The sequence below is a fragment of the Amycolatopsis granulosa genome (genome assembly GCF_011758745.1).
Taxonomy (GTDB): domain Bacteria; phylum Actinomycetota; class Actinomycetes; order Mycobacteriales; family Pseudonocardiaceae; genus Amycolatopsis_E; species Amycolatopsis_E granulosa.
Genome location: NZ_JAANOV010000001.1, coordinates 3591813 through 3617976 on the forward strand (window position 1 = coordinate 3591813; position 26164 = coordinate 3617976).

At 71.3% G+C, this 26164-nt stretch carries 24 protein-coding genes and 3 tRNA genes; 17 read left to right on the forward strand and 10 right to left on the reverse strand.

What is annotated here, in order from left to right; genetic code table 11:
• The first annotated feature begins 1 nt into the window (after position 1).
• The gene (locus FHX45_RS17600; RefSeq protein WP_167102908.1) at positions 2 to 2488 is read left to right on the forward strand and encodes a tetratricopeptide repeat protein; all 2487 of its coding nucleotides are present in this window, start codon (positions 2 to 4) and stop codon (positions 2486 to 2488) included.
• An 85-nt stretch (positions 2489 to 2573) separates the two neighbouring features.
• Here FHX45_RS17600 and FHX45_RS17605 read toward each other — a convergent pair whose 3' ends face one another.
• The gene (locus FHX45_RS17605; RefSeq protein WP_167102911.1) at positions 2574 to 3059 is read right to left on the reverse strand and encodes a PaaI family thioesterase; all 486 of its coding nucleotides are present in this window, start codon (positions 3057 to 3059) and stop codon (positions 2574 to 2576) included.
• Between the two features lie 255 nt (positions 3060 to 3314).
• Between FHX45_RS17605 and FHX45_RS17610 the strand changes: the two genes are divergently transcribed.
• Entirely contained in the window at positions 3315 to 4676 is a 1362-nt protein-coding gene (locus FHX45_RS17610; protein WP_208405976.1) for an MFS transporter, read from the forward strand.
• Between the two features lie 55 nt (positions 4677 to 4731).
• Here FHX45_RS17610 and FHX45_RS28430 read toward each other — a convergent pair whose 3' ends face one another.
• Positions 4732 to 4854 carry a hypothetical protein gene (locus FHX45_RS28430; RefSeq protein WP_279588875.1) on the reverse strand — a complete coding sequence of 41 codons (123 nt, stop codon included), beginning with the start codon at positions 4852 to 4854 and terminating at the stop codon, positions 4732 to 4734.
• A gap of 197 nt (positions 4855 to 5051) precedes the next feature.
• On the opposite strand from FHX45_RS28430, the gene FHX45_RS17615 reads away from it, so the two are divergent.
• Positions 5052 to 5213, forward strand: coding sequence for a hypothetical protein (locus FHX45_RS17615; RefSeq protein ID WP_208405977.1), 162 nt, complete (start codon positions 5052 to 5054; stop codon positions 5211 to 5213).
• A gap of 93 nt (positions 5214 to 5306) precedes the next feature.
• Here FHX45_RS17615 and FHX45_RS17620 read toward each other — a convergent pair whose 3' ends face one another.
• The gene (locus FHX45_RS17620; RefSeq protein ID WP_167102912.1) at positions 5307 to 6506 is read right to left on the reverse strand and encodes an Ig-like domain-containing protein; all 1200 of its coding nucleotides are present in this window, start codon (positions 6504 to 6506) and stop codon (positions 5307 to 5309) included.
• Positions 6507 to 6690: 184 nt separating this feature from the next.
• Positions 6691 to 7122, reverse strand: a complete 432-nt coding sequence (locus FHX45_RS17625; RefSeq protein ID WP_167102915.1) for a hypothetical protein — start codon at positions 7120 to 7122, stop codon at positions 6691 to 6693.
• 385 nt (positions 7123 to 7507) lie between these two features.
• Between FHX45_RS17625 and FHX45_RS17630 the strand changes: the two genes are divergently transcribed.
• From FHX45_RS17630 to FHX45_RS17650, 5 genes are all read left to right on the forward strand, one after another.
• On the forward strand, positions 7508 to 7750 hold the full coding sequence (locus FHX45_RS17630) for a hypothetical protein (RefSeq protein WP_167102918.1): 243 nt from the start codon (positions 7508 to 7510) through the stop codon (positions 7748 to 7750).
• 206 nt (positions 7751 to 7956) lie between these two features.
• The gene (locus FHX45_RS17635; RefSeq protein ID WP_167102921.1) at positions 7957 to 8688 is read left to right on the forward strand and encodes an SCO6745 family protein; all 732 of its coding nucleotides are present in this window, start codon (positions 7957 to 7959) and stop codon (positions 8686 to 8688) included.
• 224 nt (positions 8689 to 8912) lie between these two features.
• Positions 8913 to 8985, forward strand: a tRNA-Glu gene (locus FHX45_RS17640).
• A gap of 18 nt (positions 8986 to 9003) precedes the next feature.
• A tRNA-Asp gene (locus FHX45_RS17645) sits at positions 9004 to 9077 on the forward strand.
• A gap of 30 nt (positions 9078 to 9107) precedes the next feature.
• Positions 9108 to 9181 (forward strand) — tRNA-Phe (locus FHX45_RS17650).
• Positions 9182 to 9326: 145 nt separating this feature from the next.
• On the opposite strand, the gene FHX45_RS17655 is transcribed toward FHX45_RS17650, so the two are convergent.
• Positions 9327 to 9962 carry a response regulator gene (locus FHX45_RS17655; protein ID WP_167102937.1) on the reverse strand — a complete coding sequence of 212 codons (636 nt, stop codon included), beginning with the start codon at positions 9960 to 9962 and terminating at the stop codon, positions 9327 to 9329.
• A complete protein-coding gene (locus tag FHX45_RS17660; RefSeq protein ID WP_167102940.1) occupies positions 9959 to 11179 on the reverse strand; it encodes a histidine kinase in 1221 nt (406 codons plus the stop codon). The genes FHX45_RS17655 and FHX45_RS17660 overlap by 4 nt, the downstream gene beginning before the upstream one ends.
• A 181-nt stretch (positions 11180 to 11360) precedes the next feature.
• Between FHX45_RS17660 and FHX45_RS17665 the strand changes: the two genes are divergently transcribed.
• Positions 11361 to 12449, forward strand: coding sequence for an ABC transporter permease (locus FHX45_RS17665; protein WP_167109132.1), 1089 nt, complete (start codon positions 11361 to 11363; stop codon positions 12447 to 12449).
• On the forward strand, positions 12446 to 13213 hold the full coding sequence (locus FHX45_RS17670) for an ABC transporter ATP-binding protein (protein ID WP_167102943.1): 768 nt from the start codon (positions 12446 to 12448) through the stop codon (positions 13211 to 13213). The genes FHX45_RS17665 and FHX45_RS17670 overlap by 4 nt, the downstream gene beginning before the upstream one ends.
• 1 nt (position 13214) lies before the next feature.
• On the opposite strand, the gene FHX45_RS17675 is transcribed toward FHX45_RS17670, so the two are convergent.
• Both FHX45_RS17675 and FHX45_RS17680 read right to left on the reverse strand, forming a co-directional pair.
• Positions 13215 to 14174, reverse strand: a complete 960-nt coding sequence (locus FHX45_RS17675; RefSeq protein ID WP_167102946.1) for a zinc-binding dehydrogenase — start codon at positions 14172 to 14174, stop codon at positions 13215 to 13217.
• 36 nt (positions 14175 to 14210) lie between these two features.
• Positions 14211 to 14546: a MerR family transcriptional regulator gene (locus FHX45_RS17680; protein ID WP_167102949.1), complete on the reverse strand. Its 336-nt coding sequence runs from the start codon at positions 14544 to 14546 to the stop codon at positions 14211 to 14213.
• A gap of 160 nt (positions 14547 to 14706) precedes the next feature.
• Here FHX45_RS17680 and FHX45_RS17685 point away from each other — a divergent pair, with 160 nt between their 5' ends.
• The 4 genes from FHX45_RS17685 (at position 14707) to FHX45_RS17700 (ending at position 18392) form a co-directional block, all read left to right on the forward strand.
• On the forward strand, positions 14707 to 15714 hold the full coding sequence (locus tag FHX45_RS17685) for a cation diffusion facilitator family transporter (protein ID WP_341771508.1): 1008 nt from the start codon (positions 14707 to 14709) through the stop codon (positions 15712 to 15714).
• Between the two features lie 53 nt (positions 15715 to 15767).
• Positions 15768 to 16190 carry a DUF6194 family protein gene (locus tag FHX45_RS17690; RefSeq protein ID WP_167102952.1) on the forward strand — a complete coding sequence of 141 codons (423 nt, stop codon included), beginning with the start codon at positions 15768 to 15770 and terminating at the stop codon, positions 16188 to 16190.
• 9 nt (positions 16191 to 16199) lie between these two features.
• A complete protein-coding gene (locus FHX45_RS17695; RefSeq protein WP_167102955.1) occupies positions 16200 to 17138 on the forward strand; it encodes a winged helix DNA-binding domain-containing protein in 939 nt (312 codons plus the stop codon).
• Positions 17139 to 17249: 111 nt separating this feature from the next.
• Positions 17250 to 18392 (forward strand): Cmx/CmrA family chloramphenicol efflux MFS transporter, encoded by a 1143-nt coding sequence (locus FHX45_RS17700; RefSeq protein WP_167102958.1) that lies wholly within the window; start codon positions 17250 to 17252, stop codon positions 18390 to 18392.
• Here the strand turns inward: FHX45_RS17700 and FHX45_RS17705 are convergent.
• A complete protein-coding gene (locus FHX45_RS17705; RefSeq protein WP_167102961.1) occupies positions 18336 to 19103 on the reverse strand; it encodes an NAD(P)H-dependent oxidoreductase in 768 nt (255 codons plus the stop codon). The genes FHX45_RS17700 and FHX45_RS17705 overlap by 57 nt on opposite strands.
• A gap of 70 nt (positions 19104 to 19173) precedes the next feature.
• Between FHX45_RS17705 and FHX45_RS17710 the strand changes: the two genes are divergently transcribed.
• Complete coding sequence (locus tag FHX45_RS17710; RefSeq protein ID WP_208405981.1) at positions 19174 to 20205, forward strand: GlxA family transcriptional regulator; 1032 nt, start codon at positions 19174 to 19176, stop codon at positions 20203 to 20205.
• Here the strand turns inward: FHX45_RS17710 and FHX45_RS17715 are convergent.
• Positions 20163 to 22895, reverse strand: coding sequence for a sensor domain-containing protein (locus FHX45_RS17715; RefSeq protein ID WP_167102967.1), 2733 nt, complete (start codon positions 22893 to 22895; stop codon positions 20163 to 20165). The genes FHX45_RS17710 and FHX45_RS17715 overlap by 43 nt on opposite strands.
• Before the next feature lie 193 nt (positions 22896 to 23088).
• Here FHX45_RS17715 and FHX45_RS17720 point away from each other — a divergent pair, with 193 nt between their 5' ends.
• Both FHX45_RS17720 and FHX45_RS28140 read left to right on the forward strand, forming a co-directional pair.
• Positions 23089 to 24249 carry a beta-ketoacyl synthase N-terminal-like domain-containing protein gene (locus FHX45_RS17720; RefSeq protein WP_167102970.1) on the forward strand — a complete coding sequence of 387 codons (1161 nt, stop codon included), beginning with the start codon at positions 23089 to 23091 and terminating at the stop codon, positions 24247 to 24249.
• A 76-nt stretch (positions 24250 to 24325) separates the two neighbouring features.
• On the forward strand, positions 24326 to 26149 hold the full coding sequence (locus FHX45_RS28140) for an APC family permease (RefSeq protein WP_341771510.1): 1824 nt from the start codon (positions 24326 to 24328) through the stop codon (positions 26147 to 26149).
• Positions 26150 to 26164: the final 15 nt, after the last annotated feature.

Below are 26164 nucleotides of genomic sequence, written 5' to 3' on the forward strand. Positions count from 1 at the left end.
AGTGTCCGAAGAGGAGCGCCGTTCGCGCCACGCGCGCCCGGACGACCAGCCGATCACCGGCTCGTTCGCCGGCGAACCCGGCACCGGCTGGAGCCGTCCGGTCGACGAGCTGAGCGGTGACCGGCCGGCCCCGATCGACGAGCCGGTGCCCTCGGCGGCCCGCACGCAGATCATCGAGCCGGTCCGGCCGCCCGCGGAACCCGTGGAGCCGGACGACGTCCAGCTCACCAGCGTGCTCGCCTCGCCGGCCCCGATGACCGAGATGATCCGCCCGCCCGCACCGCCGCCCGAGCCGAGCGGGCCCGGCGTGCTGCCCGAACCGGGCACGGACAGTGTGCTGCCGGAGCGGTCCGGTGGGCACACCGGACCGGGCAGCCGGGGCACCGGGTCCGGCGCGTTCCCGGGCACCTCCCGGCGCACGGGGCGGCGGACCTCGCGCCGCGGCCGTCTCGGCGCGGGCCTGGTCGAGGTCCCGCCGGTGCCCTACCGCGACCCGGCTTCGGCCGTCCTCACCAACCCCGTGGTGTCGGAGGAGAAGCGGTACTGCGGCAACTGCTCGGCGAAGGTCGGCCGCGGCCCGGCCGGCCCCGAAGGCGTGTGCGAGAAGTGCGGCACCGCCTACTCGTTCCTGCCCACGCTGCAGCCCGGCGACCTGGTCGGCGGGCAGTACGAGGTGCTCGGCGCGCTCGCCTACGGTGGTCTCGGCTGGATCTACCTCGCCAAGGACCGCAACGTCAACGACCGCTGGGTCGTCCTGAAAGGACTGATCGACACCGGTGACCCGACCGCGGTCGCGGCCGCGGTGAACGAAACCCGGTTCCTGTCCGAGGTCGAGCACCCGAACATCGTCAAGATCTACAACTTCGTGCAGCACCCGGACCCGCGCACCGGCCGCGCCATCGGCTACATCGTGATGGAGTACATCGGCGGTCAGTCGCTGCGCCAGCTCGCACTGGCCCACCAGCGCGCCGCCGGGCGGCCGGAGCCGCTGCCGGTCGCCCAGGTGATCGCCTACGGCCTGGAGATCCTGCCGGCACTCGGCTACCTGCACAGCCAAGGCCTGCTGTACTGCGACCTCAAGCCGGACAACGTGATCCAGACGCACGAGCAGCTCAAGCTCATCGACCTGGGCGCGGTGCGGCGCATCGACGACTACACCAGCCCGCTGTTCTTCACCACCGGCTACAGCGCCCCGGAGCTGACCACGCACGGCGCGTCGATCGCGTCGGACCTCTACACCGTGGGCCGCACGCTGGCGGTGCTCAGCTTCGAGTTCAACGGCTACACCACGAAGTACAAGGCCGGACTGCCCACCCCGGACGAGATCCCGCTGTTCAAACTGTTCGGGTCCTACTACCGGTTCCTCAAGCGAGCCACGCACCCCGACCCGGACCGCCGGTTCGTCTCCGCGGAGGAGATGGCCGACCAGTTGTCCGGGGTGCTGCGTGAGATCATCGCGATGGGCACCGGGAAACCGCGTCCGGCCGTGTCCACTGTGTTCGGTCCGGAGACCAACACCTTCGGGGTGGACCTGGTCGTGCCGGAGGCGGGCTGGACGGTGCCGCTGCCGGACGTCGTGGAGGTGGTGTCCGGTCTGCCGATCCCGCAGGTCGACACCGACGACGCGGCCGCGGGTGTGCTCGCGACGGCGACGGCGCTGGACCCGCGGGCCGCGATCGACGCGCTCGCCGGCGCGCCGCCGGACTCGATCGAGGTGCGGCTGCGCATCGTCCGCGCGCGCATCGAGCTGGGCGAGCTGGCCGAGGCGAGCCGTCAGCTGCAGGCCGCGCAATACCTGGCGATCCGGGCCGGGTACCCGCACGACTGGCGCATCGACTGGCACCGGGGCCTGATCGAGCTCGCCGGCGGCCGGCCACGGGTGGCGAACGTCGCGCTCGAGACGGTCTACGACGATCTGCCCGGCGAGATCGCCCCGAAGCTCGCGCTCGCGGTGAGCGCGGAGGGCATCGGCGACTACTTCACGGCGGCGCGGCTGTACGAGCAGGTGTGGCGCACGGACCGCTCGTACGTGAGCGCGGCGTTCGGACTGGCGCGGGTGTACCTGGCGCAGGGCGCGCGGGCCGGGGCGATCGAGGTGCTGGAGTCGGTGCCCCCGGCCTCGACGCACTACATCGCGGCGCAGGTCGCGGCGATCAAGGTCAAGATCCGGGCCAGTGGGCCGGCCGCGCGGATCGGCGAGGCGGACCTGGTGGACGCCGGTGTGAAGCTGGAGCAGCTGCGGCTGGACGCCGAGGGACGCACGCGGTTGTCCGCGGAGGTGCTGGAGGCGGCGTTCGCCCACGTGCAAGCCGCCCCGGACGGCTACCGGTCGGCTGCCCGGGTACTCGGTTGTGCACTGTCCGAACGCGACATCCGTTTCGGGCTGGAGCGGTGCTACCGCACGCTGGCGCGGCTGGCGCACACCGCGGCCGAACGCATCGAGCTGGTCGACCGCGCGAACTCGGTGCGCCCCCGCACCCTCACCTGACCCCCGCACCGGCAAACACGCCGCCGGGAGCGGCAAACACGCCGCCGGGAGCGCCCCGCAACGTGCTGTCGGGCGGCGGTGCGGGTCAGGGGTTGATGTCCCAGTCGTCGTGCCGCAGCCGTGGGGCCTGGGTGAACTTCGCCAGCGCGTCCGCGTCGCCGTGCGTGGTGAAGTGCTCGAGTCCGACCTGGACGAACAGTCCCCGCGCGCGCACGGCCACCGGGCCGTCCGCCGAGTCCAGGTGCCCGTCCGCACTCGCGTAGATCTTGCGCCCGGCCACGCCGTCCACCCGCGCTGCGATGAACAGCGTCGTCCCAACCGGAACGGGGAGCAGGAAATCGGTTTCCAGCTTGCCGGTCACCGCGGGGCGGCGAAGCAGGTTCCCGACCGTGGAACCGAGCGCCTCGTCGAAAGCGCACGCCAGCAATCCACCGTGGGCCAGCCCCGGTGCGCCCTGGTGCGCCCGGGTGACCGGGAACCGGGAGTGGACCACACCGGACTCGCCGACGGTTGAGTGGATGTGGAGTCCGTTGTCGACGTCGCCGCAGCCGAAGCACTCCGTGTAGTGCATCTCGAGATCCGTACCCGGCCCGGGTGCCTTGCGGTGGATCTCCGGCGGTTCGGTTTCCACCGGAGGCCAGGGATTCGCAGGTCGGCGCTTGTCGCTCACATCGGACACGGTAACCGGATCTACCGCGGGAACGCGCGGTCACCCCGCCGCCGGAGAGACAAAAGCCACGGCACGAGGGAAAATTACCAGCCGATGGCACTAAGGTCGCATCCTTGACCGCGCTGGAACGAAAAGTTTGAGGAGGTCGGGGCGAACATGACAGACGCTGCGCAGGCGCCCGAGGTGGACGAGAAGACGGTCAGAAGAGCCGTTCTCGCATCCGCCATGGGTAACGCAACAGAGTGGTACGACTACGGCGTGTTCACCTCGGGCGCGATTGCCGCCAGCATCGGCACCGTGTTCTTCCCTGGCGAGGGGAACGCGATTCTGAAATCGCTGGCGCTGGTGGCGATCGGGTTCGTGGTTAGGCCGTTCGGCGGAGCGTTCTTCGGCCCGTTGGGGGACAAGATCGGCCGGCAGCGCGTGCTGGCGATCACGATCCTGCTGATGTCCGGCTGCACGTTCCTCGTCGGCTGCCTGCCGACGTACGCGGGCGATTACGCGATCGGGATCGGCGCGCCGATCCTGGTCCTGCTGCTCCGGCTGATCCAGGGTTTCAGCACCGGCGGTGAGTACGGCGGCGCGGCGACGTTCATCGCCGAGTACGCGCCGACGCGCAGGCGCGGGTTCTGGGGCAGCTTCCTGGAGATGGGCACGCTGGGCGGGTACGTGCTGGGCAACCTGGTCGTGCTCGCGGTGACCCTGTCGTTCACCGCGGACCAGGTGGGCAGCTGGGCGTGGCGGATTCCGTTCTGGGTCGCGCTCCCGCTCGGTCTGATCGGTCTGTACCTGCGGAACAAGCTCGAGGACACCCCGGAGTTCCGGCGTCTGGTGGCGGCCGGCGAGAAGGCGGAGAAGGCGCCGCTGAAGGAAACCCTGTCGCGCAACTGGCGCATGATCCTCAACCTGATCGGGATCGTGCTGCTGCTCAACGTCGCCGACTACATGTTGCTGACGACGATGCCGACGTACTTCACGGACACGTTGAAGATCAGCGACAACACGGCGACGGTGATCATCATCCTGGTGGAGCTGATCCAGATGGCCCTGATCGCCCCGGTCGGCGCGCTCTCCGACCGGATCGGCCGAAAACCCCCGCTGATCGCCGCGGCCATCGGCTTCCTGGTGCTCAGCTACCCGTCGATCAAGCTGATGCAGAGCGGCAACACCGTGCTGCTGTTCCTCGGGTTCCTGATCATGGCGCTGCTGCTGGTGCTGATCCTGGCCGTGATCGGGTCGACGTTCCCGGCGATGTTCCCGACGCGCGTGCGGTACGGCGCGTTCGCGATCGGTTACAACATCTCGACGTCGCTGTTCGGCGGAACCTGCGGGGTCGTCGTGACCGCGCTGATCCACGGCACCGGCAACGAGGACTGGCCCGCCTTCTACCTGATGATCGCGGCGGCGATCGCGCTGTTCCCGATCTTCAAGATCCCGGAGACCGCGCGGGTCCCGATGGACCACATCAACGACGAGGGTGTGACGACGCCACCGGCGGCGCGGGCCGCGACGAACTGAGGCGGTCCCGGCCGGACCGACGCGGACCGGGTCCCGTTCGGGGCCCGGTCCACGCTCACTCGGTGATCTCGGCGGTGGCGTCGGCGCGAGGAGCGAAGCGACGCCGGGCGAAGGTGGTCAGAGCCGATGCCACCGCGACCGCCACACCGGCTTCCACCAGCAGAGCCGTGAACACCATTGCTTCCTCCTCGTGAGTTCTTCGGGCACGCTTCACCGCGCCGTGCTACAGGGATGTGGTCGGGGATGGTCCCCGGGTTACTCATCGCCACCAAGTTCGTGAATATTTCGCCGGTCGGCCCCCGTTGAGGGGTGATCTCGACCACGGCAGAATGAACGGTGGTGAGAACCGAGCGCCATGAGGGAGGCGGCTGCGGCATGGGCGAGCAACGTCGGCCGGATGTGCGTGCGGCGGCGCGGCTGCTGGACGACATGACCCAGCAGATGGTCGCGGTGCCACCGTTGCTGGACGAGCCCGAACCGGGCGAGGCTCCACTGGGGTCCGCGCCACCGCCTGCCCTCGACGGGCACGCGCTCTAGCCGTTCCGCACGGGCACCCGGGGATCTTCGAAGCGCTGAACGCAGTGAAGGCCACCCCCCGAGCGGGGAGTGGCCTTCACGCCATGGCGGGAATCAGCTCGCGAGCGCGGACAGCTTCGTCCACTCCGCCCAGGAGTAGGTCCAGTCGGAGTAGTCGCCGTCCCGCGCGGACAGCGTCTGGGTGCTGCCGGTGATCTCGACGGGGTCGCCCACCAGCGCGCCGTCGTAGTACTCCTTGGCGCGCGCCGGGGACAGGTTGAGGCAGCCGTGCGAGATGTTCTGCTTGCCCTGCGCCCACACCGACTCGGCCAGGCCGTGGATGAACTCGCCGTTGTTGGAGATCCGCACCGCCCACGGGACGTTCACGTCGAAGTAGTTGTAGCGCGGGTTGTTCATCGAGTAGGTCGCGTGCTTGGACATCACGACGTGCACGCCGCTGTGCGTCACCCGGCCCGGGTCGGAGTCCAGGCCGTAGCTGACCGGGTAGTCGGCGATCTGCACGCCGTCCCGGATCACCTGCATGTGGTGGGTGCGGGTGTCGCCCTTGACGATCTGCGAGCGGCCGATGGAGAACGACGCCGTCACGTCCTGCTTGCCGTAGATGCCTTCGCCGATCTTCCGGCCGTAGAGGTTCGCGGTCACCTTGACCTGGGTATTCGGCTGCCAGTAGTCCTTCGGCCGCCAGTGCACGGTGGTGTCGGACACCCAGGCCCACGAGCCCTCGGTCTTCGGCGTCGTCTCGACGGTCAGGGCGCGCTCCACGGCTGCCTTGTCGGTGACCTTGGTGCCGAACGTCAACGCGATCGGCATCGCGATGCCGTAGGTCTGGTTGTCCCCGACGTTCAGGGTCGCCGCCAGCTGCCGGCGCGGGTTGACCGTGGTGAACGAGCCGTTGATGGTGTTCTGCTTGCCGTCCGCGCCGAGCGCGGTGCCCGACCACGTGTACGTCTTCCCGTAGCCGAGTGGTTCGGTGACCGTCCAGCTGCGCTTGTCCGCGGCGAGCCGGCCGGCGACCTGCTTGCCGTCCGGGTTGGTGAGCGTGACCGCTTGCAGCTCGCCATCGGTGATGCTGACCTGCGCGGCGTCCGCGGGAGGGACGTCCCGCGCGCCGTCGGCGGGCTGCACCATGAGCTTGGCGGACGTGGCTGCGGTCTGCTGCGCGTCGGTGGAACCCGGCTGCCCCGGGCCGCCGCCCGGCGACCCGTCACCGCTGCACGCGCTCAGCGTCAGCATCGCGGCCAGCCCCAGCGCGACCAGCGCGAGCGGGCCGCGTCGCTTGTGGAGTTTTGTCACTGTCGAAGCCCCTTCTCCCCTGTCGTCAGACAGACGCGCGCCGGTAGGCGATCGTTGACGCAGAGGAGTGTGACTCCCGCCACTATCGAGGGGTTCCGGTGTCAGAAAGCCGCGCTTGGCCGCGAGTCGACCAGCCGATCGAGCGGAGTCTGCCGGAGATCGGGTGACGTACTGCGGCACCGGGTCACTGGTGCGCGGGGCTCCGGCGGTCCCAGTTCTGGTCGAAGCGATGCTGGTCGGTGTCGGCGACACCGGTGTGGTCGGCGAACTGGCGGCGCTCCTGTGAAGCCGCTTGGGCCTCCCAGGCGAGGCGCTCGAGCACCCATTCCCGGGCCAGCGCCTGCGGCGACGTGCCGCGCTCCTCGGCGAGGTCCTTGAGCTGGGAGCCGGCGATGAGGTTCATCCGCAGCTGGTAGACCTGCGCCTCACCGAAGCGCTTCCCGGTCCCGGTGCTTTCCGGGCCGGTTTCCGGCGCGAGGGCGGCCAGGTAGCTGGTGAGCTCGTGGTCCTCGGCGGCGCTCTGCGTTTCCTTGTCCGGCGAGTTCCGGTGCTTGCCCGGGGTGACCGGCTTCAGGTTGGTCCGGGTGTTCCGGCGTCCGAGAGAGGGAAGAGGCACCCGGACACGATAACGGTTGGGTCTCGGAACGACCCTCATTGTGGCGCAGGACACAGGGGCTGGTTTCGGGAAAAAGGCCCTCGGAAATGGAGAGGCCCCCGCGCCAGGGGGAGGAACGCGGGGGCCGGAGGGGATCTCCACAGGCGCTGACCGGGGGTGTGTCAGCACGTCGATTGTTACATGACGCGGCCCGGTGACGCGAGTGCTGGACGAGAAAAAGTGCCCCGGCGCGCCATTGTGGCGTCACCTCCCGTTCATCTCGGAGTCCCGCGGAATGGGAACGTTGCGTATTCACAGGTTCACTCTGCGGGGGGCTGCGGCGCCGGTGTTCCGCTCGCTAGCCTCGCGCCAGTTGTTTGGTCCGGCAGTCCTTCCAGGAGGAGCCATGAGCGGGTCTGTGGAAGTTCGGCAGTTCCTCCTTCGCTACGAAGGCAGCGATCCGGTCGGGACCGGTGTGCCGGCGCAGCGCGCGGGACAGGCTGACGCGCCACGCGTCTCGGACGACCAGGTGCGGCGGGCCCGGCTGGCGGTGGCCGCGGGCGCGATCGACGCACAGGACTGTGCCCTGTTGTTGGACATGCTGGGCCTGGCGCCGGACGACGACGGCGTGAATCCGGTGCAGAGGTGAAATCAGGTCAGGGGTGCGCCCCCTGGCCGCACCCCTGACCCCCCCAGGACCGGAAAGATACCGGCGCCGCCCCGTCCGGGGCAAACAATTTTTCACCAACTTCCCGTGTTGTCGGCATAATTACCGTCACGTCGACGGTGGCCCAACTGTGCACACGCTCCCGGCGGAGTTATGGTAACAGTGTTACCAAACGAAGGGAGCGAACCATGACGGTGGAAACCGCGCGCGAGATCCGGTCCGCGGTGCAGGTGTGGGGCGGGAAGTTCATGACCTCGCCGGAACTGGCGGAGGTGGAGCGCGAAGTGGGGCTGGCGCAGCGCGCGCTGTACTTCCGGGGGCGGTCCGCGGTGCTGGGTGATCCGCCGCCCGCCGTGGTCGCCGAGCTGTTCGGCATCTTCCCCCGATGGATCATCGACCTGGTCCTGCCGCCGGCGACGGCGGCCATCGGCGCGGCGGCGGCGGTTTCGGCCTACACCGAGGCGCTGGCCCGGTGGTCGAAGACGCACCTGCGGGCGTCGTCGCTGGCGGAGTTGCTGCCCCGGCTGGTGGACGCGGCGGACGCGAGCGGGCTGGCGTTGTTCGCGGGGTGGCGGCAGGTCGCGTGGCCGTCCGACCCGGTCGCGCGGATCGGGCACGGGCTGATGGTGCTGCGCGAGTACCGCGGAGGACTGCACTTCGCGGCCCTGCGCGCGGTGGGGCTGACGGTGCCGGAGGCGGCGGTGGCCGACCCGGAGGGCGGGCGCGAGCGGCTGCTGCGCACCGCGTGGTCTCCGGATGCGGCCGACGAGCTGATCGCCCACGCCCGGCGGCGGCCGGACCTGGACGACCGCTGGCTGCGGGCGCAGGCGCTGACGGACGAGCGGATGGGGGAGCTGCTCGAGGTCCTGACGGAGGCGGAGCGCGCGCAGCTGGTCGCCGCGCTGGCCGCGCTGGGGTGACGGCACGCCTGCGCGCCTCGGTCGGCGGTGCCGGAGCCACGGCGCCGCCGTCCGCGGGGCCGGCGCGCTCCGCCGTGGTCCCTGAAGTGGCATTTCTGCTGGTCAGCACCGGGTTCTTGCGTTAAGGGATACCGGGTGGAAGGGCGATTTGGAGGTGTCCTATGCTTGTAATCGCTCCCAGGGGGACCTGAGAGCGCGGTCGGTCGGTCACCCGAACCGGCCGGGCTCCCATCGTCTAGCGGCCTAGGACTCCGCCCTTTCAAGGCGGCAACGCGGGTTCGAATCCCGTTGGGAGTACGCAAGACAAGTACATATGGCCCTGTGGCGCAGTTGGTTAGCGCGTCGCCCTGTCACGGCGAAGGTCGCGGGTTCGAGTCCCGTCAGGGTCGCTTCAGCGTCTGGCTTCAGCCGGCGTTTCCGGCCAGGTAGCTCAGTTGGTACGAGCGTCCGCCTGAAAAGCGGAAGGTCGCCGGTTCGACCCCGGCCCTGGCCACCGCTTTTAGCAGCACAAACGGCCCCCACCGAGCAAGGTGGGGGCTGTTTTGCGTTCGGCCTGGTTGCGGTTGGCCGCAATCAGGGCACCGTCAGGACGTCCAGTGGTAGCCGTTCACCCGGGCACTGTCGTCGGCGCCCACGGATCAGCGGCGGATGAGGCCGAGGCCGGTGGCGGCGGCGACGGCGGCGGTGCGCGACTCGACGTCGAGTTTGGCGTAGATGCGCGCCAAGTGGGATTTGACGGTGCCTTCGGTCAGGTGCAGGCGCTCGCCGATGGCCTGGTTGGACAGGCCGTCGGCGACCAGGGTGAGCACTTCGGTCTCGCGCCGGGTCAGGGCGGTGCCTGGCGTGCGCAGCCGGTTGATCAGCCGGTCCGCGACCGTGGGCGCCAGCGTGGTGCGGCCCCTGGCGGCGGTGCGCACGGCAGCGGCCAGGTCTTCGGGTGGGGCGTCCTTGAGGAGGTAGCCGGTGGCCCCGGCTTCGATGGCGGGGACCGTGTCGGCATCGGTGTCGTAGGTGGTGACGATCAGCACACGGGGGGCTTGCGGACGTGCGGTGATGGCGGCGGTGGCCGCTGCACCGTTCAGGCCCTTACCGAACTGGAGGTCCATGAGGACGACGTCGATGTCGCCTTGGGCGGCGCGGGTGATGGCCTCCTCGGCGGTGGCGACCTCGGCCACCACGGTGATGCCGTCTTCGGTTTCCAGTACGGCGCGCAGCCCTGCCCGTACGACGGGGTGGTCGTCGGCCAGGAGCAGGCGGATCGGGGTATCGGTCACGGGTGGGCCTCGGGCTGGTTCTCGGGAACGGGGGTCACGGGGAGCTGGGCGGCCAGCGCGGTGCCGTGGCCGGGGGCGGATTCGACGGTGAGGATGCCGCCGAGGGCGTGCACCCGGGCGCGCATGGCGGCCAGCCCGAATCCGCCGGCCTCGGGGTCCGTGGCGGGAAGCTGGTCCGGGTCGAAGCCACGTCCGTCGTCGACGATGTCCACGGCGACGTGGTCGCCGAGGTAGCTCAGGGTGACTTCGGCGGTAGCAGCTTCGGCGTGGCGGACGGCGTTGGCCAGCGCGGACTGGGCGACGCGTAGCAGCGCGACCTCGTGCGCGGTGGCAAGCGGTACCGGCTCACCGGTGAGGTGGAAGCGTGCGGTGAGCCGGTGCCGGGTGCTGGTGGTAGTGCACAAGCGCTCCAGGGCGCCGGCAAGGGTGGTGCCCTCCAGCGCCGGCGGGGCGAGGGCGGCGACGAAACGGCGAGCCTCGGCGAGGTTGTCCACCGCGGCCTGCCGTGCCTGGTCGACGTAGCGGGCGGCGTTCTCCGGTTTCCGCGGCAGGGCGCGTGCGGCAGCGAGCAGCAGCAGCTGGATGCTGGAAAGGCCCTGGGCGAGGGTGTCATGGATCTCGCGGGCCAGGCGTTCACGTTCGGCCAGCACCCCGGCGGCGTGCTGGGCGCCGGCCAGATCGGCACGGGTGGCGGTGAGCTCTTCGATCAGGCGCCTGCGCTGCTCGCTCTCCCGGTACAGGGCCTGATAACCCCACACCACCGCGACCGCTACGGCGGCGCCGAGGGCCGGCCCCAGCGCCATGGCCGCGCTGAAGGAACCCTGGTGCGTGGCGTAGCCGGCGACGGCCACCACCGCCGTGACCGCCACCGCCGCCAGTCCGGCGCGGCGGGACAGCAGGTGAAGCTGAAGGAAGTACAGCGGAAACGCCACCCACACCGCGTCGGCGGACAGGGCCAGCAGCACCAGCCAGAAGGCGCCCACGGCGGCCAGCCACACCGCTGCTGCCCGCCGCGACCCGCGCACGCGGGGCAGCACAGGACCGGCGGCCGAGAGCACGGCGCACGCCACAGCCGTCGCGGCGATCAGCCCGGCTTGCGGTCGGTGGTCGGCGATGGCCCGGCCGGCGGCCAGTGCGAGCAAGCCGACGACCAGCAAGTGCAGGCACCAGGCCAGAGCGCGGGTGGTCGGGGTCAGGGCGGGGGGAGTGGTGTTCACGATCCCTCCAGCCTAGGGAGAAGCACTCGGTCGGACCTCTACCGAAAGTTACAACCGGCGTGCCGCCTTTCGGTGCGGCAAGTGCTGCCCTGGGCCAGATGCCCGGGCGGGGCCTGCCGGCGACGATGGGAGTCATCCCGCTTCCGTCCCGTGACAATCCGTGAAAAGGCAGGCCCAAGCCGTGTTCGTCGCCTGGAGAGACCTGAAGTTCGCCAAGGGGCGCTTCGCCCTGATGGGAACCGTGATCGTGTTGATCACCCTGCTGGTCGGGCTGTTGTCCGGGCTGACGGCCGGTCTGCGGGAGCAGAACATCTCCGCGATCACCGGCCTGCCCGCGGACAAGATCGCCTTCGCCGCGCCCGGCGAGGGCGAGAAACTGTCGTACTCCACCTCCACCGTCACCGACAGTCAGTGGCAGCAGTGGGCCAAGACACCCGGCGTGAGGAGCGCCGAACCGCTGGGCATCACCACCACCAAGGCCAGCGCCGGCAACAAGAGCACCGGCGTTTCGGCCTTCGGCGTGCAGCCCGGATCCGCGCTCGCCCCCGACGGCAACAAGCTCGACGACCAGGCAGCGGTCCTGTCCACCACCGCCGCCGACGACCTCGGCGTGACGACCGGCGACACCTTCACCCTCGCCGGGCAGAAGCTGACCGTCGCCGCCGTGAGCGGGGACGCCTTCTTCAGCCACACCCCGGTCATCTGGACCAGCCTGCACGCCTGGCAGAAGATCGCGCCCCCCACCGGCAAGACCGACGGGGTGTCCGCGACCGTCATCGCCCTGACCACCACCTCCAGCTCCGACCTCGGCGCCGCCGACGCGGCCGCGGCCACCGAAACGGTCGTCAAGGACGACTCCCTGTCCGCGATCGGCTCCTACACCTCCGAAAATGGCTCCCTGCAGCTCATGCGGGGCTTCCTGTTCGCGATCTCCGCCCTGGTCATCGGCGCCTTCTTCACCGTGTGGACCATCCAGCGCAGTGGCGATGTCGCCGTCCTCAAAGCACTGGGCGCCTCCACCGCCAACCTCCTCAAGGACGCCCTCGGGCAAGCGGTGATCCTGCTGACCGGCGGCACCCTCACCGGCATCGGCATCGCCGCAGGGCTGGGCGCGCTCGTGGCCGGGTCGGCCGTGCCGTTCCTCCTCACCCCCGCCACCGTCCTGATCCCGGCCGTCGTGATGATCGCGCTCGGCGCGCTCGGTGCCGCCATGTCCATCCGCCGCATCACCTCCGTCGACCCGCTGACCGCCCTCGGGAGCACCCGATGAGCCTCAACCTGACCGACGTCACCCTCACCTACCCCGACGGCGAGAACCGCCTCACTGCCCTGGACCAGGTCACCCTGCGAGTGCCGAAGGGCACCCTGACCGCGGTCGTCGGCCCCTCCGGCTCCGGCAAGTCCAGCCTCCTCGCTGTCGCCGCCACCCTGATCACCCCCGACACCGGCACCGTGACCATCGACGGCCACACCACCACCGGCCTGACCCGCGCAGACCTCACCGACCTTCGCCGCCGGAAGATCGGCATCGTCTTCCAGCAGCCCAACCTGCTGCCCTCCCTCACCGCCGCCGAACAGCTTCAGGTCATGGCCCAGATCAACGGCCGCAAGCCTCGCACGGCCCGCACCCGGGCCATGGAACTGCTCGAGGCCGTCGGCATGGCCGACCACGGCCACCGGCGGCCCCATCAGCTCTCCGGCGGCCAGCGCCAGCGCGTCAACATCGCCCGGGCCCTGATGAACGACCCCACCGTCCTCCTGGTCGATGAGCCCACCAGCGCCCTCGATCACGAACGAGGCGCCGCCGTCATCGACGTGATCACCCGACTCACCCACCAGCAGGCCACCGCCACCGTTCTGGTCACCCACGACCGCAGTCACCTGACGGCCGTCGACCAGATCGCCGAAGTCCAGGACGGCCGCCTCCACCTACCCGCCGCGGCCGGTGGGGCAAGGGGCCTACCGTCGGCAGGCGCCTCGCGATGCTCGCATCCGGAGGGACACGAGCACGCGGCCAGGACCGCGGCGCCATGAATCAGGGGCGCAGCGCCTGCTTGCCCACGGTGGCTCGTGATTCCACTGCGGCGAGCACCTTCGGTCCCTCGGCGAGGTCGTGCACCGTCGGTTGTCCCGGCGGGTACACCCCGGCGGCGCGCAGCGCGGCCAGCTCGCGCAGCAGCTCGTCGAACATCCGGGGCGCGGCTTCGCTCAGCACGCCGATGTGCAGGCCCATCACCTGCACCGGGTGGGCGAAGTTCAGGTCCCGGTTGGTGATCGCCGCCTCTCCGGCCGCCATGCCGAAGACCACGACCCGGCCGGTGATCCGCTTCGCCGCGGCGAGGCTGTCCCGGAAGGTCGCGCCGCCGATCGACTCCAGCACCAGGTCGGCCCCGCCCAGGCGCTGCAGCTCGGCGGCGACGTCGCCGTGGTAGTCGAGCACGTGGTCCGCGCCCAGCGCTCGCACCGCCTCGTGCTTGGCCGGTGAGGCGGTCGCGATCACGGTGGCGCCGTAGTGCTTCGCCATCCGCACCGCGGCCTGCCCGACAGCGCCAGCGGCGGCGTGGACCAGCACTGTCTCCCCGGCGGCGAGGCGTCCGAGCGGCCGCAGCGCCGCCAGTGCGGTCGCCCAGTTCAAGACCAGGCCGAGCGCCTGCTCGCCGGTCCAACCGTCCGGGACCGGCGCGGCCGCGGCGGCGGGCATCACCACGTACTCGGCGAACGCCCCTGACCCGGCGCCGATGACGTGCGTGCCTGGTTCGGGGCCGCCGGCTCCCGGGCCCCGCGCGACGACCTCGCCGGCCGCTTCGAACCCGGCGACGTAGGGCGGTGTCGGACCGCCTTCGTAGGTGCCGCGGGTCTGCATCACGTCGGCGAAATTCACCCCCGCCGCGGTGACACGGACCAGCAGCTCGCCGGGCCCCGGTGACGGCACGGGCACCTCGGACACCTGCAGGTCCTGGGGACCGTCGAACGATGTCTGCAGCAAAGCTCTCACGGCTTCGACGCTAGGACCCTCACGCAGGCGTGAGGGTCAAGCGTGCACCGCAGCGAGGTAGGTGTTCAGCGCGTCACGCGTGCGAGTGAGGCACTCGATCCGCCGGTTGAGCTGGTCGCGGTACCCGGCTACCTGTTCCACCATGGGCGGGCACAGCGCCGAGTCCGCGGTGGGCAGCACCTCCCGGATGAGCCGCGTGGGCAGCCCGGACTCGATCAGCTCGCGGATCTGGCGGACCAGCTCCTCGGCGTCCTCGCCGTAATCCCGGTAGCCGTTGCCGGACCGGCCCGGGACCAGCAGGCCCTCGGCTTCGTAGTGGCGCAACGCGCGGACACTGACCCCGCTCCGCCGGGCGAGTTCACCGATCCTCATGGCAGTACGACGACCGTGCGGCCCCGAGGGTTCCTGGCCCGCGGTCCGGCCCGGGGTTCCGGGGTCGCACCCGGCTGGGGCGTCCCGCGGAAGCCGGCGGAGCCCATCGTGCCGCAACCGGGCGATCGACAGCGATCCCCCAGCGTGCGAGCATCGGCCCGTGGGTGAGCACGGGCACGGTCACCGATCGCCGTGGGCGCGGCTGCGCCACCGGTTCACGCCGCACAGCCACGACAGCGCCGACCGGTTCGACAACGCGCTGGAAACCAGCCAGCGTGGCATGCGCACGCTCGTCCGGTCGTTCCTGGCGCTGTTCGGCACCGCCGTCGCGCAGGCGGTGGTCGTGCTGTTCACCGGCTCGGTCGCGTTGCTCGGCGACACCATCCACAACTTCGCGGACGCACTCACCGCGCTCCCGGTCGGTGTCGCCTTCGCACTCGGCCGCCGTGCCGCGAGCCGCCGGTTCACCTACGGGCTCGGCCGGGCCGAGGACCTCGCCGGGGTGCTCGTCGTGCTGATCATCGCCGCGTCGGCGGTGCTGGCCGGCTTCGAGGCCGTCCGGCGCCTCGCCGACCCGCGGCCGGTCACCGGGTTGTGGGTGGTCGCCGTGGCCGGTGTGATCGGGTTCCTCGGCAACGAGCTGGTCGCCCGGTGGCGCATCACGGTCGGCCGCCGCATCGGCTCGGCAGCCCTGATCGCGGACGGGCTGCACGCCCGCACCGACGGGTTCACCTCGCTGGCGGTGGTGCTCGGCGCGGCCGGCGTCGCGCTCGGGTTCCCGATGGCCGACCCGATCGTCGGGCTCGTCATCACCGCCGTGATCCTGCTGGTGCTGCGCAACCTGGCGAAGGAGGTGTTCCGGCGGTTGCTGGACGCGGTCGACCCCGCCACGGTCGACCTGGTCGAGCGCGTCGCCGGCGAGGTGGACGGGGTACGGGCCGCGGGTGAGGTCCGGATGCGCTGGATCGGGCACAGCCTTCGCGCCGAACTGTCCGTCGCCGTGGACCCGGCGCTGAGCGTCACCGCGGCGCACCACCTCGCGCACCAGGTCGAGCGCAGGCTGACCTGGCGCGTCCCGCGGCTGACCGCTGCGGTCGTGCACACCGAACCCGCGCTGGGCGCCGAGCAGGCCCACCAGCTGGTCGGTCCACACCAGAAACTTCTGTGAAGTAGATCACTTGTGCCGCACATCGATCATCCGTATCGTGCTTCCTTGGTTCAGTGGATCTCGAAGACATTCGACAGGAACTGGCCGCCTTTCCCGGTACCCGGCTCGCCGAGGCGAACGGGGCCTCCTTCGCCCTGTACGACCCCAAGGGTGATCTGCCACCCCAACGGCAGATGCCGTGGGCGACCATCGTCACCGCGGACACCAAGTTCGACAACGCCTCGAACCTCGACCGGCCCGGGGTCTTCCGGCTCAACATCGCCCTGACGCGTGACCGGTTCGGCGAGATCGTGCCGCCTGGGGACTACGACGTGACCGCTCTGGACGTGCTGTTCCCGCACCCCGTCTACGCCGGGCAGCACTGGGTCTGCGTGATCAACCCCGACCGCACCTGGCCCGCCGCCCGGAAACTGCTGGACGAGGCGTACGAGTTCGCGGTGCGGAAGTTCGACAACGCCGAGCGGCGGCGCCGGTAGCCTGCTCGCATGGACGCACGGCGCCGGCGGGTCGCCGCTCAGCTCCTCGACCGGACGCACACCCTCGGCCTCGTCGGCGCCGTGCGTCACCTCCTGGCCGTGCAGGCGCAGGACCCGGCCGCCGTCCCGCTCGCGCTGCGCGCCCGGGTCCCCGGCGCGACCGCCGCCGAACTGGAAACCGCGCGCCGCCAAGGCGATCTCGTCCGCTGCTGGGGGCCGCGCGGCACCCTGCACCTCGTGGCCCGCGACGACCTGGACTGGCTGTACCCGCTGGTCAAACCGAACCCCGCCCACTCGCTCCGCAGGCTCCGGCAACTCGGCGTGGACCGGGCGGAGCCGGCCAGGGCGGCCACCGCCCTCGCCGGGCAGGGCCCGCTCACCAAGGCCGAACTCGGCGAACGGCTCGGTGCCGGGGGGCAGGCGATCGTCCACCTGGCGATGCTCGCGGCCGCCGAAGGGCTCGTCGTGCTCGGGCCGGAGCGGGCGGGCAAACCGACCTACGTGCACGCCGCCGACTGGCTGGGCGCACCGCTGCCGACCCGGCCGCGCGACGGGGCGCTCGAACGCCTCGTCGCCCGGTACCGGGCAGCCCACGAACCGGCCGGGCCGGCGGATCTCGCCGCCTGGTCGGGACTGCCGCTCGCCCCGCTGAGAACCGCCTGGCAACCCTCCACAGCAGACACCAGGGAGGCCGGGCCGGTGGTGCGCCTGCTCCCCGCCTTCGACGAGTACCTGCTCGGCTGGCGCACCCGCGACCACGCGGTGGCCCCGGAACACCGGAAACTCGTCCACCCCGGCGGCGGCATCATCAAGGCGGCCGTCCTCGTCGACGGCCGTGTCGCCGGCACCTGGACCCGTGCCGGGGACCGCATCGACGTGCAGCCCTTCGCGCCCCTGCCGGACCTCACCGCCGAGATCGAGGACCTGCGCCGGTTCACCGGAAAATGAGTCGATCACCGCGCCCGCGGGCACGTACCCTGCGCACGTGAGCAGCCCCGAGTCGGACAGAAGCTAGCGGATCACCCCGCTACTTCTGTTTTCCGACTCGGGAGCTTTGTCATGCCCTTTGCCGTGTACTTGCTCGGGCTCGCCGTCTTCGCCCAGAGCACCTCGGAGTTCATGCTGTCCGGCCTGGTCCCGGACATCGCCGCCGACCTCGGGGTCTCGATCGCCGACGCCGGGTACCTGACCTCGGCGTTCGCGATCGGGATGATCGTCGGCGCGCCGCTGCTCGCGATCCTCGCCCGGCGCTGGTCGCAACGCCGCGCCGTCACCGCGTTCCTGGTGGTCTTCGCCGCCGCGCACGTGCTCGGCGCGCTCACCGCCAGCTATGCCGTCCTGCTCGGCACGCGGATCGTCGCGGCAGTGGCCAACGCCGGGTTCTGGGCGCTGGCCACCACGGTCGCCGTCGGACTCGTCGCGACGGACGCCAAGGGCCGGGCGATGTCCGTCCTCATGGGCGGCGTCACCCTCGCCTGCGTGGCGGGCGTGCCCGGCGGTGCCGTGCTCGGCCAGGCGTGGGGCTGGCGCTCCGCGTTCTGGGCCGTGGCCGCACTGGCCGTCGCGGCCACGCTCGCCGTCGTGCGCACCATCCCGGTGTCCAAACCGGACACCACAGCGACCGCCGTCCGCCCGTTGCTGCGCTGCCCGCTGCTGCTCACCTACGCCACCAACGCGCTCGTCCAGGGCGCCACCTTCGCCTCGTTCACCTACCTCGCGCCGCTGGTCACGGAGGTGACGGGGCTGCCGGGCGCGTGGGTGCCGGGCTCGCTGGTGCTGTTCGGCACCGGTGCGTGCGCCGGCATCGTGTTCGGCGGCCGCGTCGCCGACGCCCGGCCACGCACCGTTCTGCTCGCCGGCACCACCGCACTGGCCGTGGGCTGGGCCGTGCTCGCGGTGTGCGCGTCCAGCGCGGTGGTCACGCTGGTCCTGGTGTTCGTGCAGGGAATGCTGGCCTTCGGGCTCGCGCCCGCGCTGACCTCGCGCGTCTTCTACCAGGCGCCGGGCAACGCGCTCGCCGGCGGTTTCACCACGGCCGCGTTCAACGTCGGCAACACGCTCGGCCCCGCGCTCGGCGGGCTCGCGATCGAGGCCGGGTTCGGGTTCCGGTCGCCCGCCGTGGTGAGCGCGCTGCTCATGATCGTCTCAGTCGCGCAGGTGCACGCGCAGGTCCGACCGGCCCGGCGCGAGATCGGCGCGTAGCACCAGGTTTTCGTCGTAGTCGCCGCCGTTCTGGTGGCGGAACGGGATCGGCTCCGCGGTCGGCAGCGTGCGGAGCCGGTCCCGCAGCCCGTCGACGGCCGCGGCGTACCCCGCCTCGTCCAGACGGTCGGCGCTGAACACGGGGTACGGCGGCAGCGGCGCCATGCCGGTGTACCAGAACGCGCCGTGGTGCAACGGGAACAGCAGGTCGTCGAGGTCCCCGTTGACACCGCGCGGGCCGATGCTGGACGGGCGCGCGCCGACCGTGGTCACCACCATCGCCCGCTTGCCGGTGAGCCGGCCGTCGCCGTAGCGCAGCACGGTGCCGTCGTCCGCGCTGATGCCGTAGCCCAGGCCCTTGACGAGCACCCGGTCGAACCAGCCCTTGAGGATGGCCGGCATCCCGTACCACCACAGCGGGAACTGCACCACGACCGCGTCCGCCCAGGCGAGTTTCTCCTGCTCGGCCTGGATGTCCGCGGGCAGCCGGCCGGACTGGTACGCCTCCTGCGACGCGGCGGCGACCCGCATCCGCTCGCGCGGGTCGTGCCCGAAGTCGTCGTAGTCGACGACCGGGTTCCACTTCATCGCGTACAGGTCGGAGACCTGGCAGGAGTGGCCGAGCTCCGCCAGGGCCGCGAGGCCCTCGTCCCGCAGTGCGGCGTTGAGCGAGCGTCCTTCCGGGTGGGCGAAGATCCACAACACGTTCATGGCTCCAGGGTCCGCCCGCGGGAGCATCGCCACGAGTGGCCCGGTGGACAGTGTGTGTCAGGATCGGGCCATGACGGTTTTCTCCGACGACGGCCGCCACCGGGTCGCGGTGCTGGTCCGCGACGGCCTGCTGCCGATCGAGCTGGGGATCGTGCACCGCCTGTTCGGGCAGGCCAGGGACGGCGGCCGGACGCTGTACGAGGTCCGCACCTGCACGCTGTACCCGGGGGTGGTGCGCACCGACGCCGACTTCACCATCAACGTCGACCACGGTCTCGATGCCCTCGCCGAGGCCGACACGATCATCGTCACCTCCTCCGACGCGGACTACGGCCCGCAGCCCGGCGGGCCGCTGCGGGGGCCGCTCGCGGACGCCTTCGCCGCCATCCGGCCGGGCACCCGGATCGCGTCGAACTGCAGCGGCGCGTTCGTGCTGGCCGCCGCCGGGCTGCTCGACGGCCGCCCGGCCACGACGCACTGGCGGTCCGCCCACGACCTGCGCACCCTCTACCCGCGCGTGCAGGTCGACCCGAACGTGCTCTACACCGAGTCCGGCAACGTCCTCACCTCGGCCGGGGTCGCCTCCGGTATCGACCTGTGCCTGCACATGATCCGCCGCGACCACGGTGCCGCGGTCGCCAACGACGTCGCGCGCGGCACGATCGTCGCGCCGCACCGCGAGGGCGGCCAGGCCCAGTACATCCCGCGGCCGGTTCCGCAGCCGGCGACGTCCTCGACCGGTGCGGCCCGCGCCTGGGCACTGGCGAACCTGCACCGGCCGGTGACGCTGCGGCAGCTGGCCGCCCGCGAGTCCATGAGCGTGCGCACCTTCACCCGCCGGTTCCGCGAGGAGGTCGGCCTCTCGCCGGGGCAGTGGCTGACCCAGCAGCGCGTCGAACGCGCCCGTCAGCTGCTGGAGGAGACCGACCTGCCGATCGAGCGGGTCGCCGAGGAGGCCGGGTTCGGCAGCGCCGGCTCGCTGCGTCAGCACCTGCAGGCCGCGCTCGGCGTCTCACCAAGCGGCTACCGGTACACCTTCCGCGGCAGCCGCACCGGGGATCAGGACCACAGCTCGCCGGCCGGCAGCGGCTTGCCCAGGTAGTAGCCCTGGGCCTGGTCGCAGCCGAGCCGCTTGAGGATGTCCAGCTGCTTGGCGTTCTCCACGCCCTCGGCGACCACGGTGAGGTGCACGGCGTGGGCCATGGCGATGATGCTGGTCACGATCACCTCCGCGTCCCCGCTCTCACCCAGACCGGTGATGAACGATCGGTCGATCTTCAGCGTGTCCAGCGTCAGCCGCTGTAGCTGCGCGAGCGAGGAGTAACCGGTGCCGAAGTCGTCGATCGCCAGGCAGACCCCGATCTCCCGCAGCGCGGCCAGGGTCTTGCTGGTGACCGTCGAATCCCGCATCAACGCGCTCTCGGTGATCTCCAGGCACAGCGCGTCCGCCGGCAGGCCGGTCACCGCCAGCGCCTCCTCGACCGCCAGGACCAGTGCCGGATCGTCGAGCTGACGGGTCGACAGATTGATCTTCAGGGCGACCTTGACGCCACCCGCCCGGCGGCGCGCGACCTCCCGCGTCGTCTCCCGCAAGATGTGCGAGCCGAGCAGGTTGATCAGGTCGCTCTCCTCGGCGAGGGGGATGAACTCGGCGGGCGAGATCGGCCCGTGCACCGGGTGCGTCCACCGCAGCAGGCCCTCGACCGCCACCACCTCGTCGGTGCGCAGGTCGACCACCGGCTGGTAGGCCGCCCACAGCCGGCCGTGCCGGACGGCGTCACGCAGGTCCTGTTCCAGGCGCAGCCGCCGCTGCATCCGCATGCGCAGCTCGACGTCGAAGAACTCGTAGCGGCCCCGGCCCAGCGTCTTCGCGTGGTACATCGCCACGTCCGCGTCCCGCAGCAGCTCGTCGGCGTCGCGCTGGTCGCCCGGACCGGTCATCACGATGCCGATGCTCGCGTCGACGTGCAGCCGCCGCCCGTCGACCGAGATCGGGGTGGTCACCGCGTCCCGGATGTGGTGGGTCAGCGCCCGCACCCCGGACTCGTCGTGCACCCCGAACGCGATCACCACGAACTCGTCACCGCCGAGCCGGCCCACCACGTCCCCCGCGCGCACCGCGTGCCGCAGCCGCTCCCCGACGATCTGCAGCACCCGGTCGCCGACCGTGTGGCCCAGCGAGTCGTTGATGACCTTGAACTTGTCCAGGTCGATGAACAGCACCGCGGTGGTGCCGTAGCCCTTCTCCCGCAGTGCCGCGGTGAGCCGTTGCAGGACGAGCGTGCGGTTGGCCAGGCCGGTCAGCGGGTCGTGGGTGGCGTCGTGCGCGAGCCGCTCGCCGATCGCCCTGCGCTCGGTGATGTCGGTGAACGACACGACGAACGCCGAGGACGCCATGTCCTCCGGGTTCATCGCCCGGCACGACAGGGACAGCCAGACGATCCGGCCGTCCGCGCGCTTGGTGCGCATCACCCGCCCCTGCTGCGGCCCGCTGCCGCGGCGCAGCTGTGCGGAGGGGTACTCCGACGGGTCGAGGCGGCGGCCGTCCTCGTCGTAGAGCGGCCACCTGTCCGGTCGCGTGGACACCAGCTGCGCCTCGCTGATCCCGAGGATGTGCTGGGCCGCCGGGTTCGCCGACATGATCCGGCCGTCCGGCCCGATCACCAGCACTCCCTCGTCCAGCGCGGCCACCACCGTGCTGTACTGGCGTTCCGCCCGGCGGCGGGCCGTCTCATCGGCGCACACCAGCACATAGCCGTCGTCCATCTCGGCTGCCGAGACCCGCACCGCGAGCGCCGACCCGTCGGCCGCTCGGTGCGTGGCCTGCGCGACCCCGCCGTGCGCGAGCACCTCACCCGGGTCCAGTGGCGCCCCGACCAGGCGGCCGACCGCCTGGCCGAGGGCCTCGTCGGCGGGGCGGCCGTAAATGGCCTCGGCGGCCGGGTTCCAGCTGGTCACCAGCCCATGCGCGTCGGTGGCGATGATCGCGTCGCTGACGTGCTGGACGAGGGCGGCCTGGTAGCGCAGCGCGGCCTCGGCGGCCCGCTGCGCGCTGATGTCCCGCATGATCACCTGGAAGGCCGGCTTGCCCTCCCAGGTGGTGCGCACCGACACCGACTCGACCGTGAAGCGTTCGCCGTTCAGCCTGGTCAGCACGGCCTCCGCCGGCTCCGAGGTGGCCCCCGGCTCGTTCAGCCCGGCGATCCGGCGCAGTATCGACGGCACGGACGGCGGGTCCACGAACCGCGTGATCGGGCTGCCCAGCATCTCGGAGGCGGTCTGTGCCCCGATGAACCGGACCGCGGCCGGGTTCGCGTAGGTGAGCACGCCGTACTGGTGCACCACGATCGCGTCCGGGCTCAGCTCGACCAGCAGGCGGTAGCGGTCGGCGAGGTCGGCCAGTTCGCGGCGGTCCTCGTGCCGGTCGGTGACATCGGTGGCGATGCCGAACATCCCGCCCGCATGGCTGCGTGCCCGCAGCTGCATCCAGCGTGAGTCCCCCGCCGGGGTCAGGTACGGCTGCTCGAGCTCCAGGTCGTGCCACACCGGTGCGGTGCGGGCGGCCAGCAGCAACGGCTCGACCAGCTCGGCGAGCCGGGCGCGGACCTCGGACTCGGGCGCTCCGGGCACGGCCAGCAGCCGGTCGAGGCCGGGCTGCCAGGCGAGCACCTCCGCCTCGAGGTCGTAGCTCCAGATCACGGCGCGATCGGCCGACAGTGCCAGGTCGATCACTTGTTCCTGATCGACGGACAGGCCGGACACGCCTTCGCCGGAGGTGGCGTTTGGCTCCATTTTTCGTCCGATCCGCCGCTCAGGTTCTGTAGTTCGATTACACCATTCGGCGGTATCGCCGTCCTGTGGACGGATCAATCTCGGCCGACGCGCTGCTCCCGATTGTGGCCGGGTGCCCCGCCGACGTTCCCTTGAGACGGATCCGTTCCCCGGAACGGATCGTAGTTGCAACCACAAAGGAGGGGCGAGTGCGATGGACTCGCGGGAAATGGCAATCTGCGGAATCGGGGCCGTCACCGGATACGGGTGGGGCCGGGAGCATCTCTGGGACGGCCTGAAGTCCGGCAAACCGGCGGCCGGCCTGGAATCTGGTTACGGTGCGCATCCGGATGAGCCGGGGTGGGTGGCGAAAATCCCCGATGGTGGTAACCCGATCGACGGACCGAGCCGGTTCGCGCGGGCGATGCGCGCCGCCGCCCGGGAGGCGATCGCCGACGCGGGGGAGCGTGGCTGGCGGCCCGGGAAGCGCGTTGGCCTGCTGCACGCCGCGGTGCTCGGCGACGTGGACCTGTGGCGGCAGTTCTACCTCGAGCGCAACTGCGACCTGCGGCCCCGCGAGTACCTCGGGCTGATGCCCTCCACACCGATGTCGACCTTCATGCAGGAGTTCGGGTTCCACGGCCCGGCGATGAACGTCTCCGCGATGTGCGCCTCCGGCAACGCCGGTCTGCTCACCGCGAAGGCGTGGCTGGACGCCGGCATCGTCGACGACGTGGTGTTCGTCGCGACCGACGTCTCCGCGTCGCCGGAGAACGTCCTGCACTTCGTGCGGCTCGGGGTGGCGGTGACCGACATCGAGCCCCTCGAGGCCTGCCGCCCGTTCCAGGAGGGCAGCCGCGGGTTCCCGGTGGGCGAGGCGTCGGTCGCGTTCGTGCTGTCGAAGAACGCGACCCGGCCCTACGCGCTCGCGCTGGGTGGTGCGATGTCGCACGACGGGTATCACGTGACCTCCGTGGACCCGGACCTGAGCCAGGTGCGCGGGTGTTTCCAGGACGCGCTGGCCAACGCCGGGGTGCCCGCCGCGGCGATCCGCTACCTCAACGCGCACGGACCGGGGACCAGGCAGTGCGACCAGGCCGAGGCGACGATCCTCGAGCAGGAGTTCGGCAACTCGACGGGCATCTACTCGCTCAAGCCGCTCACCGGGCACTGCCAGTGCGCGGCCTCGGCGGTCGAGGTGGCGGTCTCGGCGCTCGGCTACGACCGCGGGTTCGTCCCGGCGCCGCCCGCGGTGGCTGCCGGGCACCCGCAGCTGCTCACCGGCCGCGTGCCGGTCGGTGACGGTCTGACCGCCAAGTCGTCGCTCGGTATGGGCGGCCACAACTCGGTGGTGGTGCTCGGACCACCCGCCTGATCGGGGCAAACGCCGCTTTCCCGGCACTTGTGGCCGGGAAGGTGGCGTCCCCGGCGGGAGCGGGGATCATGGGCGCGTGGCCGAGCGCGAGCACCCGTGGTGGAAAGTCATGTGCCTGACCGGTGTGGACTACTTCTCCACGCTGGGGTATCAGCCGGGCATCGCCGCGCTCGCGGCCGGCCTGCTGTCCCCGGTGGCGACGATCGTGCTGGTCGTGCTCACGCTGGCCGGCGCACTGCCGATCTACCGGAGGGTGGCCGAGGAGAGCCCGCACGGCCAGGGCTCCCTGGCGATGCTGGAGAAGCTGCTGTCCCGGTGGAAGGGCAAGCTGCTGGTCCTGGTGCTGCTCGGGTTCGCCGCGACCGACTTCGTCATCACGATCACCCTGTCCGCCGCCGACGCGGCCGCGCACGCCAGCGAGAACCCCTACCTGGGTTTCCTGCACGGCGAGAACCTGCTGATCACACTGGTGCTGATCGCCGCGCTGGGCGCGGTGTTCTTCAAGGGCTTCGCCGAGGCGATCGGGATCGCGGTCGCCCTGGTTGGGGTGTACCTGCTGCTCAACGCGGTCGTCGTCGCCGCCGCGATCGCCCACGTCGTCGGCAGCCCGCACCTGGTGGTCGACTGGAAGAACCTGCTGTTCGCCCAGCACGGCAACATCTGGGTGATGGCCGGGGTGTCCCTGCTGGTCTTCCCCAAGCTCGCGCTCGGCCTGTCCGGGTTCGAGACCGGGGTGTCGGTGATGCCGCTGGTGCACGGCCCCGACCTGCCCGGGCGGATCCGGCACACCCGCCGCCTGCTCACCACGGCCGCATTGATCATGAGCGCGTTCCTGATCGTGTCCAGCTTCACCACGAGCGTGCTGATCCCGCAGGCGGAGTTCGAGCCCGGCGGCCCGGCGAACGGCCGCGCGCTGGCCTACCTCGCGCACGCCTACCTCGGCAACGCCTTCGGCACGGTGTACGACGCGAGCACCATCGCGATCCTGTGGTTCGCCGGGGCGTCGGCGATGGCCGGCCTGCTCAACCTCGTCCCGCGTTACCTGCCCCGGTACGGCATGGCGCCGAGCTGGGCGGCGGCGACCCGTCCGCTGGTCGTGGTGATCTCACTGACCGCGTTCCTGATCACCTGGATCTTCGACGCCAGCGTCGACGCGCAGGGCGGCGCATACGCGACGGGTGTGCTGGTGCTGATCTCCTCGGCCGCGCTGGCGGTGACGCTGTCCGCGCGGCGGCGCCGGCGGACCGCGGCCTTCGTGGCCTACCTCGTCATCACGGTCGTGTTCGGCTACACGACGATGGCGAACATCGTCGAGCGGCCGGACGGGGTGAAGATCGCCGCGTTGTTCATCCTCGCGATCATCAGCACGTCGCTGGTCTCGCGCGCCACCCGCTCGCTGGAGCTGCGGGTCGAGGAGGTCCGGTTCGACGCGGCCGCCCAGCGGATCCTGGACCGGGCCGTGCGCAGCGGGCACGTGCGGATCATCGCCAACGAGCCGGACGCCCGGGACGAGGCCGAGTACCGGGACAAGGAGGCCGAGGCACGGGAGAACATGCACATCCCGGCCGATTCCACGCCGATCTTCCTCGAGGTGACCATTTCCGACGCCTCCGACTTCCAGTCCACGCTGCACGTCCACGGCGAGAAGCGCTACGGCTACCGGATCCTGCGCGTGCAGAGCCCGTCGATCGCCAACGCCATCGCGGCGATCCTGCTGCACGTCCGCGACCACACGGGCATCCGCCCGGACGTGTACTTCGCCTGGACCGAGGGCAACCCGTTCCGGTTCATCGTGCGCTACCTGATCTTCGGCGACGGCGACGTCCCGCCGGTCACCCGCGAGGTGCTGCGCCGCGCCGAGCCGGATCCGCGCCGGCGGCCGCTGGTGCACGTCGGCTGACGGTTGCTCCGCGCC

Excerpts from the sequence above, each read along its gene's own strand:
- FHX45_RS17695 (WP_167102955.1), top strand. The coding sequence starts at position 16,200 with ATGGACGCACGGCGCCGGCGGGTCGCCGCTCAGCTCCTCGACCGGACG.
- FHX45_RS17710 (WP_208405981.1), top strand. The coding sequence starts at position 19,174 with ATGACGGTTTTCTCCGACGACGGCCGCCACCGGGTCGCGGTGCTGGTC.
- FHX45_RS17630 (WP_167102918.1), top strand. The coding sequence starts at position 7,508 with ATGAGCGGGTCTGTGGAAGTTCGGCAGTTCCTCCTTCGCTACGAAGGC.
- FHX45_RS17670 (WP_167102943.1), top strand. The coding sequence starts at position 12,446 with ATGAGCCTCAACCTGACCGACGTCACCCTCACCTACCCCGACGGCGAG.
- FHX45_RS17700 (WP_167102958.1), top strand. The coding sequence starts at position 17,250 with ATGCCCTTTGCCGTGTACTTGCTCGGGCTCGCCGTCTTCGCCCAGAGC.
- FHX45_RS17615 (WP_208405977.1), top strand. The coding sequence starts at position 5,052 with ATGGGCGAGCAACGTCGGCCGGATGTGCGTGCGGCGGCGCGGCTGCTG.
- FHX45_RS17715 (WP_167102967.1), bottom strand. The coding sequence starts at position 22,895 with ATGGAGCCAAACGCCACCTCCGGCGAAGGCGTGTCCGGCCTGTCCGTC.
- FHX45_RS17605 (WP_167102911.1), bottom strand. The coding sequence starts at position 3,059 with ATGCACTACACGGAGTGCTTCGGCTGCGGCGACGTCGACAACGGACTC.
- FHX45_RS28430 (WP_279588875.1), bottom strand. The coding sequence starts at position 4,854 with ATGGTGTTCACGGCTCTGCTGGTGGAAGCCGGTGTGGCGGTCGCGGTG.
- FHX45_RS17635 (WP_167102921.1), top strand. The coding sequence starts at position 7,957 with ATGACGGTGGAAACCGCGCGCGAGATCCGGTCCGCGGTGCAGGTGTGG.
- FHX45_RS17720 (WP_167102970.1), top strand. The coding sequence starts at position 23,089 with ATGGACTCGCGGGAAATGGCAATCTGCGGAATCGGGGCCGTCACCGGA.
- FHX45_RS17680 (WP_167102949.1), bottom strand. The coding sequence starts at position 14,546 with ATGAGGATCGGTGAACTCGCCCGGCGGAGCGGGGTCAGTGTCCGCGCG.
- FHX45_RS17610 (WP_208405976.1), top strand. The coding sequence starts at position 3,315 with ATGACAGACGCTGCGCAGGCGCCCGAGGTGGACGAGAAGACGGTCAGA.
- FHX45_RS17705 (WP_167102961.1), bottom strand. The coding sequence starts at position 19,103 with ATGAACGTGTTGTGGATCTTCGCCCACCCGGAAGGACGCTCGCTCAAC.